Source organism: Chitinophaga rhizosphaerae, assembly GCF_003958645.1.
GTDB lineage: Bacteria > Bacteroidota > Bacteroidia > Chitinophagales > Chitinophagaceae > Chitinophaga > Chitinophaga rhizosphaerae.
The window spans coordinates 28,165-44,354 of the sequence record NZ_RXLO01000010.1 but is presented as its reverse complement, the minus strand read 5'-3'; the positions used below and the strand labels follow the sequence as shown (position 1 = coordinate 44,354).

14 protein-coding genes are annotated in these 16,190 nt (G+C 45.8%); 1 reads left to right on the top strand and 13 read right to left on the bottom strand.

Annotation, left to right across the window (positions count from 1 at the left end):
• Positions 1 to 41: 41 nt before the first annotated feature.
• From EJ361_RS20710 to EJ361_RS20665, 10 genes are all read right to left on the bottom strand, one after another.
• Complete coding sequence (locus EJ361_RS20710; protein ID WP_126247876.1) at positions 42 to 689, bottom strand: Crp/Fnr family transcriptional regulator; 648 nt, start codon at positions 687 to 689, stop codon at positions 42 to 44.
• Positions 690 to 903: 214 nt separating this feature from the next.
• On the bottom strand, positions 904 to 1,713 hold the full coding sequence (locus EJ361_RS20705; RefSeq protein ID WP_126247874.1) for a hypothetical protein: 810 nt from the start codon (positions 1,711 to 1,713) through the stop codon (positions 904 to 906).
• Positions 1,714 to 1,739: 26 nt separating this feature from the next.
• Positions 1,740 to 3,752, bottom strand: coding sequence for a conjugal transfer protein MobC (mobC, locus tag EJ361_RS20700; RefSeq protein ID WP_126247872.1), 2,013 nt, complete (start codon positions 3,750 to 3,752; stop codon positions 1,740 to 1,742).
• Positions 3,753 to 3,774: 22 nt separating this feature from the next.
• On the bottom strand, positions 3,775 to 4,971 hold the full coding sequence (locus EJ361_RS20695) for a relaxase/mobilization nuclease domain-containing protein (RefSeq protein ID WP_126247870.1): 1,197 nt from the start codon (positions 4,969 to 4,971) through the stop codon (positions 3,775 to 3,777).
• Positions 4,938 to 5,360, bottom strand: a complete 423-nt coding sequence (locus tag EJ361_RS20690; RefSeq protein ID WP_164714348.1) for a plasmid mobilization protein — start codon at positions 5,358 to 5,360, stop codon at positions 4,938 to 4,940. Before EJ361_RS20690 ends, EJ361_RS20695 begins: the two co-directional genes overlap by 34 nt.
• A gap of 172 nt (positions 5,361 to 5,532) precedes the next feature.
• A complete protein-coding gene (locus tag EJ361_RS20685) occupies positions 5,533 to 5,742 on the bottom strand; it encodes a hypothetical protein (RefSeq protein ID WP_126247865.1) in 210 nt (69 codons plus the stop codon).
• Between the two features lie 29 nt (positions 5,743 to 5,771).
• Positions 5,772 to 6,005, bottom strand: a complete 234-nt coding sequence (locus EJ361_RS20680) for a hypothetical protein (RefSeq protein ID WP_126247863.1) — start codon at positions 6,003 to 6,005, stop codon at positions 5,772 to 5,774.
• A gap of 2 nt (positions 6,006 to 6,007) precedes the next feature.
• A complete protein-coding gene (locus EJ361_RS26185; RefSeq protein ID WP_394344733.1) occupies positions 6,008 to 6,253 on the bottom strand; it encodes a helix-turn-helix domain-containing protein in 246 nt (81 codons plus the stop codon).
• An 823-nt stretch (positions 6,254 to 7,076) separates the two neighbouring features.
• Positions 7,077 to 8,174, bottom strand: coding sequence for an IS200/IS605 family element transposase accessory protein TnpB (locus tag EJ361_RS20670; RefSeq protein ID WP_126247859.1), 1,098 nt, complete (start codon positions 8,172 to 8,174; stop codon positions 7,077 to 7,079).
• Positions 8,116 to 8,967 (bottom strand): RNA polymerase sigma factor, encoded by an 852-nt coding sequence (locus tag EJ361_RS20665; protein WP_126247857.1) that lies wholly within the window; start codon positions 8,965 to 8,967, stop codon positions 8,116 to 8,118. The genes EJ361_RS20670 and EJ361_RS20665 overlap by 59 nt, the downstream gene beginning before the upstream one ends.
• Before the next feature lie 172 nt (positions 8,968 to 9,139).
• Between EJ361_RS20665 and EJ361_RS20660 the strand changes: the two genes are divergently transcribed.
• Complete coding sequence (locus EJ361_RS20660; RefSeq protein WP_126247855.1) at positions 9,140 to 9,550, top strand: helix-turn-helix domain-containing protein; 411 nt, start codon at positions 9,140 to 9,142, stop codon at positions 9,548 to 9,550.
• 51 nt (positions 9,551 to 9,601) lie between these two features.
• Here the strand turns inward: EJ361_RS20660 and EJ361_RS20655 are convergent, their stop codons facing one another.
• From EJ361_RS20655 to EJ361_RS20645, 3 genes are all read right to left on the bottom strand, one after another.
• Positions 9,602 to 10,930 carry a site-specific integrase gene (locus EJ361_RS20655; RefSeq protein WP_126247853.1) on the bottom strand — a complete coding sequence of 443 codons (1,329 nt, stop codon included), beginning with the start codon at positions 10,928 to 10,930 and terminating at the stop codon, positions 9,602 to 9,604.
• A 959-nt stretch (positions 10,931 to 11,889) separates the two neighbouring features.
• Entirely contained in the window at positions 11,890 to 12,495 is a 606-nt protein-coding gene (locus EJ361_RS20650) for a M23 family metallopeptidase (protein WP_126247852.1), read from the bottom strand.
• Positions 12,496 to 12,889: 394 nt separating this feature from the next.
• Complete coding sequence (locus EJ361_RS20645; protein WP_126247850.1) at positions 12,890 to 16,171, bottom strand: WG repeat-containing protein; 3,282 nt, start codon at positions 16,169 to 16,171, stop codon at positions 12,890 to 12,892.
• Positions 16,172 to 16,190 lie beyond the last annotated feature (19 nt).

Below are 16,190 nucleotides of genomic sequence, written 5' to 3'. Positions count from 1 at the left end.
AAGCTATGGACGTGAAATGACTATTTTGTTGTCATTTTGCATCATTTTTGAAAGTGAACATCAGCCCGGATCTTACTCAAATAAGACTTACCTATACCTAAATATGATGCAAGAGCCACGTCCGGCACGCGATTCAGGAATTTCGGATAGTCTTTGAACAATGCATCATAACGCTCCTTCGCTGACAGGCAGACCCATTTAGTCCTTTCAATAGCCTGTCGGTAATACAGCTCAGTGAGCTTTCTTCCGATGATGTTGAAATCCACATGCTTTTGATAAATCACCTGCAAGTCGTCCCAGGACAGGGCAATGCAGTCGGTGTCCTCCATCGCTACCAGTCTTTCAAGACTTGGTTGTTGAGAATAGAAACTCTCGACAGCGATGACGATATCGCCTTCGCCCATGAACCAGCACGTCTGTTCCATTCCTTCACGCTGGAAGATGGCACGGACAAGTCCACGCGCGGCGAAAAATACATGACCGCAGGTTTCGCCGTAATCGAGGATCAACGACTTTTTCTTAAATCGGACGGGGCGGCACCTGTCATGGATTTCCTGCATAAGGGATTCTGAAATTTGGGGATGCAGCGCCTTGAAAAGTTGGAACATTTCGGAGAACATCGGTCCCACGATCTCAAACGGGATTTCTTCGACGTCCCCCTTTGCTGCTAAGTAACGCCAAGGGTTCATCAATAAAGAATTAATGGGTGAATAATGGTTTCCTGAAGCGTATTTGTCTTAAATGCTATTGGATTATCTAAATATTTAATATCTGATATCTGATTTCCGATTACATAGTGAATATATTCACTTTTTTCAATTATTCCAAGGGTAACTTGTTATAATTCAATATAAAAATGCCGGCCATTATATAAACGGCCGGCAACCCAAAAAACAAAATTAATCAGCGCTTCTTCTTTTGCCCTTGACTGAGATCTATCGCAGCACCAGCATCCATCGCAATGCTCACTGCTTCGCTCAGGTCCTTCTTTTCGGAAATGTCATCGGACACAAGCTGGAGTGAGTTCTTGGAAGGTAAAGTGATCTTCTGCCCATCCGCGTTGAAGATATCCAGTGAAGTTGTGCGGGGATTCGCGCGGATATAGAGCTGTTCCCGATTTCCATTGATCTTTAAACTTACCGCAACATTATCACCGTTGTAAAGCGACCGTAGCATGTCCTCCTTCATTTCCTGGGTGAGAGAGTTGATATGCGGGAGGTTAGAAAGCTCCTTCGTAACGTTCCATTGAATAGTACGGTCATAAATAGATCGCAGTTCAAACGTTCCGTCTTCCTTCGGCTTATTGAAATTAATTCCCTGCCAACGACCAACGATCTCGTCGCCCTTACGATAGGTATTATGCACATAATTACCATTCATCAAATTGCGTATCTGTTCACGGGAATGGCCTCTCTGCTTATAAAGGCCAAATGTGTGTTCACGGATATTCTCCTCTCCATTCTTTTTGAATGAAACCTCAATTCGATTGGCAAAATAAAACGGCTCCTGATCGGGTGCCAGGTTCTCACCGCGATTCTTTTCCAAAACGATATTGTAGGTAAATTCTCCCACCTTCCGCGTTTCGGCCGCTTTCAATTCGATGGGCTCAATACCCACTTTCATAGCGGCTCGCAGCTTATCATTGAAGATCTCGTTAAATCCTAGCTTTGGCAGGATTTCATCCACCAGATAAGAATAATTCTTTTCTACCATGATGCAAGTTTTATGTTATGAAATAACTACATACTAACCGACGATTTCTTTCCGGAATCCGCCACCGCGGCCTGCATTGCCTGATACTCAGGGCTGCTTTTGATCTTTTCCATTTCCCGTTCGATCAAGTTGTGCACATCCTGCTTTATTCGTCGGAAATTGGCATCAACATCGGCCTTTGACACGTCTCGAATAGCCGGAATCGGCACCTGGGTCTTTTCCCGCGCGCGGGCGGCGTTATGGTCCTTCGCCACTTCGGCATGAAAAGCCTTCAACTTAATTGGATGGCTGGGCTCATCGGCAATGAGGCCGACAAACTGGCCGCTGCTCAGCATTGCGATTTTTGAAGGGGGGACGGCAGTTTCCAACTGCGTGCTCCGGCTCAGGGAAGTTTCCGATGAATTGATCGAAATAGACTCCCGTTCCTGCATGATTTTCCCAATACGATCAGACAATTGGCGGGCGCTGTCGCCCATGACCTGGCCGCTGACGATGTTCCCCGCGATGTTCATGATGACGTCGGCATTCTCCTTTCCATAGTTCTGAACAAGCTGCGACATATCCTGCACGCCCAGCGTGGTCGCCACTTTGTTGCTGCGGGCCGTGGCGATCAATGCGTCGATATTCGGAACATAAATTGTCGGAAATTCATCGAAAATGAGGGAGGACTTGGCTTTTCCTTCCTGGTTCACCAGTTTCAGCATCCTTTCCACGTATAGGGAAAGCACCGCGCCGTATATCTGCCTCTTCGCGGGATTGCTTCCCGCGCAAATTACTTTCGGCGCTTTCGGGTTATTCAAATCAAGATCAAAATCGTTCCCGCTGAGAACATAATATAACGATGGCGATGCCAGACGCGCGATTGCGATTTTCGCGGAGGCGATCTGGCCTTCCAATTGTTCATTTGCTCCCCGCTTCAGCGCGCTGATGAATGGATTGATTAACACGGATATTTCTGGCTCGATAGCCAGCACTGGGAACAGCTTGGTATACTCGATCTGCGAAAGCTCAATGGCGTGAGGAAGCGTGCAGTAGCGTCCACCTTCGTACTTTTTCAGAAACCAAAACAAGGCTGTGCAAAATGTAATGGCCGATTCGACGAAAAAATCGCTTTTTTTTGCCCACTCCTTATTCAATGCCAGCATGAATGTGCGGCTACTTTCGGTGGCATCAGTAATATCCGGCATAAGGTCCGGCGGTAGGGCATTGACCCGATGCGTTCGGTTGAGGTCGTCGAAATTGATAACAACGAATTGCGGATTTACAGAGAAATTTCCAGCGTATTCCCGAAGATAATTGTACGCCATCTGGCTGAGAGTTGGAAACTTGAAATCGAAGACAAACATGCAAAAGCCCTTCATCAAATGTTGCCGGATGATTTCAGAAAAGAAAAAATAGGTTTTCCCACTACCAGGAGAGCCCAGGATCAACGTACCCCGGAAAACGCAAAGTAAATTGATGAAGCTGGAGCGCATTTTCCCGCGAAACTGATACCGGGCCGGCAGGTTCACCGAAAATTCATTTTCGTGAAGCTCTTCGCATTGGGGGAACGATTCACTCTTCTCGTTAAAAATGTCATCCTGAAAACGTAGGCGGAGATATCTGCTCAGCCTGGAACCGGAGTACAATACGGTCAGGAAGGCAACGGAAGATACAAATATGTATGCCCGTAAGACCCAGTTGTGGCCGTTCTGCAGGTGGAGCATCGCCGTGGAAGAATATAGCAGCAGCAGACCTACCGATAAAGCTATGACTACCGGCGGGATTCTCATCTTCTCGTCTTTTCGCCCTTTTGACCCTAACATGCTAACGGCCAACAGCAAGAGCGCCGATGACTTTGATGCCATTGGCGTGCTGAGGAACGGCAAGCGGTGGCACAGGTCATATACAAACCTGTCGAGAATATCGACAGAAAGGCCACTCCCGGCAAAGAGCGGGAAGCAGGATGCGTAAAAATGGATAAGCATTACTACGACCGATCCAAGGCGCAGGAAGTCGAGAATTGATCGAAGTGCTTGTGTATTTTCTCCGTTTTGCATGTTACTCCATATTGAATATGTGTCATTGCTTCCGCCGCCTCTTTTTCCTCTTCAGCAGTTCCGACGGTAGGTATTCTCCTTGCGGATGTGTATCTGTAGTCAGCTCATGGAGGAGCTTTGCGGAGTCGATAAAGAGAAAGTCTGCTGCCACTGGGGCTTGGGCCAACAGTGTGATGGCTGTCGACCCATCGGCATCCAGCCGTAGGGCATGGGCGATTTCCGGAACCCGAAAACCCTCTCCACGAACTGAGATCACAGTACGATTAAGGTGGTCGATCAGGAATAGATCAGGGCTGCCGCCGCTTACGGCCTGGTGGCAGGTAATGCTGGCGCGCTCCAGGAATCTACGGGCAGCTCCAGGTGATCCTGAAGCCAAAACCTTCTCAACCGCCTGACGCAACCGGCGCCGCTTCTGCATTCCCAATACGCGGTTTGCGTCCATCTTTTTTTCAAGCGCGGCAAGCACTGGCCGGCCGTAAATGCTACTCGCCGCGATAGGAATACCAACTTTACCGCCCTCGCTGTCCACAATCGAAAAGGTCAGCCCCCGATGGCTCCAGCATCGGCTCCCAGGTAATCCGGGGTCTGCAATTACATTGTAGTACCTCAAAACGGCATTCAGTTCCTCTAGTGAGGCGTATCGGAAAGTGGAGGTTATTTCTCGGACGATATTGGAAATAGCAGCTTTAGTCTCGGCTTTGCCGTATGTTACTGGTGTCATAACCGCAGGGAGATCGACCCGTTGGCGGCGACCTTCGGCCACAACCAGGCCATAGATTTGCTCCAGTGCCTTCCTGGCGGGCTCCGATTTCTCCCGTCCGATGTTATGAAGGCTGATTGCTTTACCATCTGTTCGGATATTCGTTGTAACGATATGGATATGCGGATGCCCCGCATCGTGATGCTGATAAACCAGAAATGGCTGGTCCGCGAAACCGATCCGCTGCATGTAATCGGCGGCGAGATACTGGAGCGTACCAAGCACCAGTTGTTCGCCAGGAGCAAAGTTGAGTGAGATATGAACGGTGTTTGTTTTCACCTTTTTATTTCTTTTGATGAGTGAATCGAACCGGGCGAGTTTCTGCCAGACTGCCAAATCGTCTGCATCGCATCCGAAGCGGGAAGAAAGGATCAACGTCGCCTTTCCCTCGGCCAACTTCGATTCGTTGTAATGCAAAGCAGACTTTATCGACCTGCCGCAGGATATTTTGGCAACCATACTTTAGCGATATGCGTGACGAGTTCCAGAAGCCGGTCGATCTTGGGTTCGATTTTTTCGTACCGGTCTAAGGCTGTTCTGGCGTAAAAAGCCTTCCGCTGTGGTTCAGGGTATGTATTGAAATGTTTTGTTATCTGATTTATATTCACGCCGATGGCACGGATTTCTCCGCGAAGGGCCGCAAGCTCCTCCATCACGGTATCGAGGCTCCGATCATAAGTGATTGTCCTGATGACGCGGTTGTGAAGAATGTCGCGGATCAGCCCGGCCATTTCGTTATGCTCGGAACGGCAAAGTAGCAACTGGAGTTCCTCGAACTTCGCGGATGTAACCCGCGTTTCAACGCGGTGAACGAGTGCAATTTCTTCTGGAGTTTTCTTTCTTGCCACGGTAAAATATTTAGCGACAGCACCGCTTTGCCGCGCAGGCAAAGCCATTGTTGTCTACAACAATACATCTTGCTCCCTGCCGCGAAGGCAGGGAGATACATTCACCCCTTTCTGTGGAAGGCGGCTCATGTAATTGAGTGAAAGACGGCGGAAGATGTGCTCCGCGGGGATGCTAGGAATCTTCAAAAGGCGGTTCCTGTTGCCTCAGCCCGGTGACAATGGAGGTGATTTCCACCACCAGGATCATCTTGACCATATCATCTTTCAATTGGGGAAATTCACCGGCAATCAGTTCGATCTCGGCTTCGTCGAGAATGCGAGCGAACCCGGTGTCTTCATCGTAGATGCCCCAAGCCTCCGGAAATTTCCGTACTACCCACATAAGCATCTGTTTTTATATATAAAAGCGAATCAGTTGAGACGCCGGTTATACAGCGAAGGCTGCATCACGAACACGCCGACGATCCACTTGTGGGCGATCCCTTTCCATCGGAGGTAGGTTTCGCCACGGGTATTACACCAGTTCTTTGCCTCATAGAAGAGGAAAAAGTCTCGGGCTTCCTTGTCGGGCAATCCCTTTTGCTGAAAGTAAATCAGCACATGCTCGAAGCGCGGCGGAACGCCGTCAGGGTTTCTCTTACTCATACTTATGCCTTTTTGGCACCCTTCAGCGGAACTGAATTCCGATGAAAATGCTGGCGCCGGTCCTGCAATACCTTGTTGATTTCATCCGCATTGTAGAAAATGGTTCCACCGATTTTCGTGAATGGAAGGGTGCCGTTTGCCCGAAGGTTGAGCAAAGTACCGGGAGAGCAATCCAACAGTCTGCATACCTGTTGGGTCTTTACCCAGCTTCTTCCGGCTGGTGGAGCCCCGCTCTTTTCAGTAAGCATTCGGCGCAACGCCTGCACCAATTCCTCCTGGAACTGCTGGAGATCTCCGAGCGTTACCAATTGATCTCTGTATATCGCCCTGCGGCTGCTCGCTGGCTCTTTCTGTGATCTGTCCATTTTCACAGCGTTTTCCCAAAAGTATTGCCGTGGGGAAGCGGACTTTCATAGTCACTTTCCTAGTTTGGAAAAAAAACTTCGACCGGGCGAGCCGGCCAAAGGCTTGTAATAAATGGATCGGTTTCACTCCAAAAAATCAGGCATTTATGAAACTATACAGAAGGGGAGAATTAAAAAAAGCTCCCCGTTTACTTATGATATTTTTCAACTGTTGGCAATTTTTTCTGAATGGACGATGTAGAAACATCGTCCCGCTTATCCCATGTTGCATTCGTCCCTTAACCCATGTATGAAGAATAAGTTAGATTCAGTTAAACGGGACAATGTAGAAACAATGTCCCTTGCGTTCATGCTATAAATCGAAGATATGACTCCACAAAGTTGCGTTCAATAAAATGAAGGGACGGTGTAGAAACATCAACCAATTCAGCAGCTTTTGTTATATTGGCAGACGAAACTAAATCTCGGAACCAAAATAATCCTGTTGTATCCCCGATCTTACAAGCACCAGGAAGAGCAGTTGTTTAGCTAAACCCATATAACCAGATCGCCCATATTGTCCAGCCTGTAAACCAGATCGCCCACATTGCTTCCCGTTTTTCTTTCAAACCGTAGATGATATGGTTGTTTAGATTCAGGTTTAGTGAGTGCATCTTGCCTCACTCTGCGGGTGAACAAGCACCCTCAAATAATATCAAAGAACTTTTCATTCTGAAATGACCTTAATACCCGCCTGTTCAGCCTTATACCGTATTTTCTCTTTCAGCCCATGATAACTCCAGTTCCGCAATAAAAACTCATCTACCTTTGCATATTCCTCTTTCTCCTCTTGCCGTTCCAGAACAAGCGTACCAGCGTTCAGCTTGACGCACATATCCACCAGCATTTTGCTGTATAAATGCAACTTGTTGTTAACGTAATTCAGTTCCTTTTCTGCAAAAGCATGTAAACGTTGCTTCTGTCGTTTCATACCATTTTTTGCCCGACAATACTTCAGAGAACGCTGAATGCGAGATCTGGCATGTTGGATTGCGACGCGCCGGTAAAGGAAGTCTTCCTTTGTCCCAATCTCGTATCGTTTACTCTGAAATCGCAAAATGATCGGAACTTCCAGACTCAACGATGCTTCGGCAATCAGTTCAGGATTCAGCTCGCGGTACTCCTTTGGGAATTTGAATACAGCCAACAAAAAAATTTTGCTTTTTTCAATCTTTATCGAACTAATGCCAAGTTTGTATTCACCATTCAAATATCTCTCCCACATAACACGCTTATCGGTGTAATCGCTTCCGAAGTATGTTTGAAAATGCAACCCATAAACCGAGAATGTGTAATAATTTCCCTTCTCTACCAGCGTCATTTTCCGAAAAGCTGAAGGAGGCAATGGAATCGGAATGGTTCTCTTATAGTTTCTCACAGATCGTTCCCCCTTTTGATATGCAGTACGTTCGGAGTTATATTTAGTTACGAGCAAATTGTTCAATGTTCCTAAAATCGTCATTGGCAAGTCACCTTTAAACTTGCTGCTTAAAACCTGATATGTCGAATTCATTTTGCTAGTAGTCAAAATACCGTCGGCATCTTTCCGCATGTCAGTTAGTTTGATTTTCATATCGTCATTTATATACATAATCTCCTTCACTTGTTCCTGGAGGAAGTGGTGGGTAAAAATGTAATTGGCTGCCCGGAAGCAGATATGACGCCACATACGCAATGTTGCCCATGTGTCCGCCCGCACTACCGGATCATCGCTTCCAATCAACAATTGAATTTTTCTTGTTACTATTACTTCTTTTTGCGGCATTTGGATTCGTCGTTTTAAGGATTTCGACTGCGTCGAAGTATAGATTTAATATTCTTTCCGGCGTCTTACCGAGTTTAATTGAAATTTGGTCAAAGCTCAGGCGGCTATATGCGCGCAGCCTATAAACTTCCGCCTGTTCCGGTGTCAAGCTCAGCCTGTAACGCTCTTCGATATACTGTTCAAGCGGCGTCCTGATCGTCATCTGCGTTTTTATTAAGTATTCCTTTAATGTGTTCGTGCTTTTACGGATCATTCGGGCGATGGTCTGATAGGGCACTTTAAACTTTTGGGCTATTTCCTTCTCGGAAAGGCCATAGTGCGCATAGAGGCGCATCACATTTTGCTTTGTAGCCGGTAAGTATCGGATGGCTTTCAGGATAGCATCAAGCTGGGCATCCTTCACATCGATTTCTTCAAAATTCAGTGCGTCTTCCTCCCAGCTGACACTCGCGTGGAAGGTATTCTCGGCATAGTCGATATAACTTACCCTACGGCTGAATTTCCCAACGGCTGACGCGAAATAGGCACTGCATTCCCACCGAACACAAAGGCGCAAGAATCGCAAAAGGTGGAGGGCACTGGTGATCCGCTCCCGGAGATACCACGCTTTGAGAAAGGCTTCCTGCAGAAATGTGCTAACAAGGAAATCGTCGTTTACAATCTGCATACCGTGAAAATACACGGGGCCGTGGAGGTGCTTATAAAAAAAGTTAAGCCCCATTTCATCACCCACCTTGAAAAGCTGGAAGTAGTGAAGGTTCTGTATCGTGCCCCGAAGAACTTCATATTCCATATCGAAAAATTTATGTGATTTTGAATTTCTCGTTATGCTTCAAAGTTCCGCACAGTGCCCGTTGTAACCTACCACTGAAGGTTGTACTTTACCACGATTCCCTTGTATTTTACAACCGGGATTTCAAGTATTAGCATTTTCGTTATATTTGGGCATCGAAATACCTTTAACCATGCGCACTACGAATTCACCGCATATCGGACAAAATGTAAAGGCTTTACTTGCCCTACTGAACATTAAACAGGAAACGCTCGCGTCTGAGTTGGACGTGAGCCAGCAGCAGGTATCGAAAATTCTGCAAAAGGAAGAAATCGACAAAGCACTGCTCCAGCAGATTGCAGATGTGATGAATATTCCCGTGGAAGCTATTGAAAACTATTCAAGCGAAGCGTTTGTGCAGTTTATCGGGAACACGTATCACATCAATACGCACGACAATTCTAACCAGGCGCAATACCAATATCAGCCGTCCTTCAACTATGCTGACAAACTTGTTGAGTATCTGGAAAGAACCATTAAAGAAAAGGATACGCAAATAGATAAGCTGAAAGCGGAGTTGGAGGCATTAAAGAAAAAGCACTAATCGAACTTCAGTCAATAGAAAAAGGGAGCTTGCAGCTCCCTTTTTCGTTACTCAAACTGCAATTGCTGGATCTTCCCATTGTGAGAGCAGGTGCTGCATTTCCACTACCTTCAATTCCCCCTTCACGGTAAACAACTTCTTCTCCAGATCGCTCATATTAACACTTATGTTTCTATTTGACACACGGGCATAAATTTGCGTAGTGCGGATATTTGTATGCCCCAGCATCTTACTCACCGTTTCCAGGGGGATGCCATTGTCAAGGCAAACCGTTGTTGCGAAGGTGTGCCGTGCTACGTGGGTAGACAACGTCACGCCAATTTCACAAATGTCCCCGACTTCCTTCAGATAACCATTGTAGTGCTGATAAGACCTTACCGGAAGTAGACAATTATTGGCGATGCAATACGGATCATCTACATACATATCTACGATCGCGGCGGGTATCGGCAGCAGGGGGAGGCACTCAGGGTTCCCGGTTTTTAGCCGGTCGATCTTGATCCACCGTTTCCCGTCATTTCCTATGAAAATCATATCACGCCTCAAATCCTGCACTTCTTGAAATGCATAGCCCGTGAAGCAGGCAAAAAGGAACACATTGCGAACATGGTCGAGCCTGGGTATAAAAGACTTTCGACTCAGTCGGATGATCTCCGGCATCGTCAGGCATAGCCTGGGAGGTTGCTTGTAGGTAGTTTTAAAGCCTGCCCATGGGTTCTTATTCAGCCATTCCTTTCTGTCCGCAATCGTGAGCAATTCCTTGGTATTTTTTAGGTATTTCATCGCCGTGTTCTTCTTTATACCATGCTGAACTAATAAAAACTGCAGGAAATCGTCGCATAGGGAACTGTGAACCTGCGAAAGAGAAATATCCCATTTGTGGAACGTGAAGTGAAGGAATGCTCGCAATTTGTTTTTCGTAACCTTCCACCGCTTCAAAGTATTGGGGGAGCGTTCGCCCACCTTAACGAGCTGCGCCAGTTTGCTATACTTATAGTTCAATGCCTGCAACAGGGTACGTTCCGGCGGCGGGGGAGCTGATTGTTCCTTTACGAGTTCACCGGAGTATGATCGTTTCAACAGATCGGCCGATACCCGTGCATAATGCTGGGAGAGAAAAAAATAATGGGTGTTGAGGTCGGTAAGAATTTGGGAAATCTCACTGGACATTTGCATGGCTTCTTTTTTCTCAGGGTGTACGGAGACATTCACATTCTCGCGCTCCTGATCCCAAAAATCGGGGAGAATTTTTCGGCCGAGGGAAAATTCAGCCCGTTCACCGTCAACCGTAATTCTGGCCCAAATCGGCGCTTTGCCGTCCTTACTTGCTTTCTTCTTCGAGAGGAAGAATAAGATGGAAAGATGTTCGTTAACTTTCATTTCGCACAAGTTTTTACGTTTTTGAATAAGCCTAAAACCGCTACGCAATCAATGGTAGGGGACCTAATTTACGATCCCCGAATAGGTCTCCGAACAGGTCCCCGAATGATCTGATAGACTTTGTGCTTTCTTGTGCGAATTATTCCGTAAAACCCAGGAGTGGTGAAGGGTTTAAACGAAAAAGGCGCTATTTCTAGCGCCTTCTGTGAACCCTGTGGTACAAATTTCGAACCTTTTTATAATGGATTTGAAACCTCTTGCCAATTTAGGGCCTGTTTCCTAGCCTAGTAAAATATGAAAGAAGTTGCCATAACAAATTGATATTCAAACAAATAAAAGTATTTTAAATTATAGGTCCTCGGCTATTTTGGAAAAACATGCGCAGACGGCTCCAATTTAGTATCCTGCTTTGGGTTAAATTGCCAAAGAAAAGATCGAACCGGTCGCCTTTCAGCTTTTTTTGAATTCGCGATCAGAAACCAGGACATAGTTTTGCTACGAGAGGATACCGAAAATATTATGTAAAATAATCAATTGATGGTGCACCCATCTATTCAAAACTGTCTTGAGAGCATTAAATCCCGGCACAAACCTCGAACCATTCCATGCCAAATCGTTTGCAAAAGTTGAGGAATCTATTTTCAATTCCAGGGAGCCATAACTAAAAAATGCCGTCGCGACGCCGGGTTTGTTCGGCGGGACGTACGTAGCCCTCCCGTTGAAACTGGCTCAAAATTGACGATTCCGGGGCCAGTCCGGTTACGACATTGAAACCATTTACTATTGGTAGAACTTGCGATACCTTTAATGAATTGCAAGTTATGTAACCCGAAATGTTTAACCTCCTATGTAGGAACTATTCTTGCTCAGATTATATGATAGGCGCTTGAATAAACGAGGGACAATGATCTTTGTAATTACGTAACCTTATTCATACCTAGCCAGCTGGTATGTACCTGTCAGAAAGAGGCATATCCCAACGCGACTAAGTCTGGAGTTGGATCAAGGTATCTGCAGTCCTTTTTAATTGTGCTCAATACCCCTGTGGAAGTTACCCCAGGTTTTGCCATAAATGTTTCGAAATGTAGCTGGATCTTATCATAATTTTTCACAACATCTTTGCGTACGTTCCCGGAAGATAGTTCGCCTTTCGCCGGATCCGCCAAATAGGCAATAATTTGACCTGCTGCGACCTCATCGCCGATCTTGACTAAGTCTTTGCTTGCCTTAACAGCTAAATGCGAATACTGCGAGTATAGGCTATCGCCGTGGTCAATGACAATTGTATACCCATAATCAGTCGACTCCGTACCATTTAGTCGCGCATAAGCGACTCTACCCGACTTCACTGCATATACAGCGTAGGTATTCTTATCCATCGAGCTTTTATTGGCAACTATGTCAATTCCGGTGTGAAGTTTTCCTCCATCTCTGCGAGCCATATACGCACCGACTTCGCCCCGGATGAGTGAATTCGCATTGTTGGTTGGAGCATTCCGGAAAATAACATTTACGCCAAATAGCGAAGGTGCGGTAGCGACGGCGATAGCGATAAAAAGTTTCATGATTGTATATATTTATTTTTGCTGAATCGGATCATTAGGATTTTTACGACATGAATCTGTTGACTGTATGATTGATTCAAAATTGTACAGTTGTCGCTTATAGGAATCGGAGTGCTCACCGAACAAACGCTTCATTGTCGGGAGGTCTTTGGCTGTAGTCGCCAACTCGAGCCAACAACCACTCAAAAATATGCACTTTCCAAAATCGACTGAAACAGTCGGTATCTCTTTGCACTTGGGTCGTAAGATATCATATAACAAGCGACAAGATTTACTATCGGCTTGAAAACACCTATGCTTGAGAGAATCGAGGTTGTATTCCTGTCCGCGCACTGCCAAAGAGGATAATTGTACAAAAAGAATGATAATGATAACTAGTGGTGCTTTCATAAGTTTAATTTGATCGTGAGTGAGAGGTAATATTTTCCGCCGCAATTTCTTGAAAGTACCCACTGGATGGGTCTATTTGAATCATGTCTCCATTTCCGATCAGATAGATCATCTTACCTGTTTCAACAACACGCTTAAAACTTCCTGGAATGCCCCTAGGCAAATCATTCTGATAAACCATAATGTTTTCCCACTTCGCGGTGTTCTTCCGAATAGCGTCCTGCAGTAAGCCTTTAAAGTTCACCTTCGCGGTTATGCGTGGCTTACCTGTATTGGCATCTACGCAAATCGCCTCGCCAGTTTTTCGTATGCCGAGCACAAGATTCGATTCAGGAGAGTATGTGAATTCAAGGAAGATTCCAGGGATTAGTGGAGTCCCGCTGAAAGTGATAAGTTGGAATTCCAGGTGCTCGTCATCGATCTCATTGAGACCAATGAAGAACTGATCAGTTGCAAAAATTGTATCATATAGTGGAGCAATTAGTTCGGTTTGCAACTTCGCATTCCAAACGCCGAACTTGTTCCTTGGATTCTTGTAAATCACTAAATCCGTCGGTCTGTCCAATAGTCGTCTGGTCAATATTGACAAGTACGGCTCTGCGAAAGCCATATATACTAATCCTTTCGATCTGTTCTTTTCCAATGCAGGATCCACAACTACGGGATAAATTGCCTTCGCATTCAGTTGAAGTGTACGGCCTGTTGTGGTGAAAAGCCGCCAGTCTTCTCCGATTAGGCCGGCGAACATTGTATCTGATAGATAGTTAATATGTTCAAATTGAGGTTTGAAGATTTCCTTTCCTGTCTCATCCCAAATACCAATTCTGTCGTTTTCGATGCTTGTGTAAGTTTGGTTCGCTATGGAATAAAATAATTTTCGATCCGCAAGTGGAATGAGCCAGGTATCGCCGGCCTGAAGTACGCCTTGCCGGTCTTGTTTGTCTGTTACGATATATCTTTTTTGAGAATTACTTACAGGTGCTATGTCATTATAGAGAAGGTCAACGATTTGATTTCCCTGCATGTCCGTTATGCCTGTTCCCTGAGGCATAACGACCTTGAGCTGCCTAGGTACGGGAAAGCCGACCGCACCGGTTCCGTCAAAATCCCAGAACGGTAAAATGATAATAGACTCAATCCCTGTCTTGTTTTGGATGAAGGTTTTGATTCTTTTACCATCAGCAGCATCACAAAGGCCGATCTCCTGATCCTTAATTGTATAGATGAGCGAAGTGTATTCTATTCCCTCTATCATGTCGTAAATTGGCGGCATCCTTCGTTCAGCGTCTTTGTTGAAATATCCCCACTTGCCCGGAGCGTTGTCCATCATGTAGGTGTAATGTCCATTCCTGAGTACTCTTATTAACCAATTTCCAACTTCGGGAACTCTGAAATTGACAAGCTGTAATGTTGAATCCAGGTGCGCAAATCCGACACGACCGGGAAACCTTATCCCAAGATCATAACCAAACGGTGTGTATTGGACATTGTAGATGTTACCATCCGGTGCTTTCCTGATTGTACCGAGGTCGTCAATGAACCCATAATTCCCTGGCTGCAGGGTTCTCCTCCAAGTTGGCTCGTTGTCCTTATTGAACGCGATAATTGACCTGGCGGCAATCGGATCATTTTTAGCAAACGCAATCATAAATTGGCTGAGAATGTTGGACTCTGCGCCAGGATTGTTTATTAATGTATTTTCAAGTGAGTTGCCAGGATTAGGCACAGCCGCCAGACCTCCGGCCCCCAATTGTCCAACCTGCGATGCGATAAAATTCCGAGATATATTGGCAAAACGTTCGCCTCGGTTGTTCATGTAGTAAAACTGACCATCGAGTGTTTCTACTGCAGCCAGCCACCCCTCAAATTGGGTAGCCCATTTGTACCGTTCGCCAAACAACGCTTTTCCTGTCGGATCTATGTAAAAAAAGTTGTCACCATGGCGTACACGCGCAATATTGTTACTAAAGGGCCAAGCGTCATCGTAAATAAATTGTGTCACTTCCTCACCTAACTTATTCACAAAACCCCATTTGGTTCCTTTTTGAGCTGCCATTAGCGCTGTTCGGCCAACCCTTATATTTTCGTATTGCGGTGCAACTATGACCTGGCCAAACATATCAACCAACCCCGTTTTATTTCCTTTTGTGATGACCATCGTCTCTGTTTCCAGTGCAAATGCTTTTTTCATCACAGCTAGAGCTGCTTCAAGATGAGCTGGAGTGTTACCCAATTGAAAACATTTTGCCTCTAACAGGTAGGCCTCTGCTACAGCGGTATAGTCATTGGCCGCCATAAAATAGATTGCAGCTTGCCCGAACGCACTTGCAGCTGCCTCAATCCTGTCAGTTAGGATACTTTTGCCTCGGGTATAGTTTACGTTACCCAGTCCCATATATGCGGTTCCCAGGACCCGGGGATTGGCGCCGCCACTCTTTTCATCCGCGATTAGCTTGCGGTAGTTCAGTTCCGCACCACTGAGATCTCCTGCTTTGAGGTACGTGTCGGCCATAGTTGCAATTAAATCTGGATTTGTGGGATCAAGCCTAAGTGCTTCCGTTAGTATGCTCCGCCGTTCTATGCCTTCAATGTTTGGATAGCGAATACAGTGATCGCCGATGATCTTGGCGACTTTTGCCGGATAAAATTGCCGAAGGTTACTGTTTAGCATATTTTCTGCAAAAATGGATTGCAGAGTCACATTTTCTTTGGATTCCTCGAGTTTCTGTGCAAATCGTTGTATCCGAATTGAGGCGTCCAAATAGACTTTTACCTTGTATGCACCGTCAGACACGGCTCTATCAATAGGAATACCATCGGGATATTCAGGAGCTCTATAATCCCCAAAAAATCCAACCAGGTCAAACGCTTTGCCGAAATCCTCCTGTAATGAAATGAAATGTTCCGTAGGAGCTGCAAAAACAAGCGTCCCATGCGGATCAAGGTATCTGCCATTATCGCCTCTTAAATAGGTGGTAATCGGCAAATCTCTTGCGGACTTGTAATTATGATGTGGTGTAATCACATCGTCGCAACCAATGAACAAAAAGTCGCAATCTTCGTGACGTTCTTCCCATGGATTATGGCGAACCTGGCTTTGGGGATCGATTTGTATCATAACCCGATCTCCAGCATAGAATTTCACCGAAGGAGTGAGGTTAGTTGGGGCTCCATCGGCTATTCTGATATTAACTTCCCCGATGTATTGATATTGCTGTGCCCCGACATCGCATGTGGTGAGGAGTAGGCCAGGAAAAATATAGCGTATAATGTTTTTCGGTATCATCTTCTATTTGTTTAAGAAT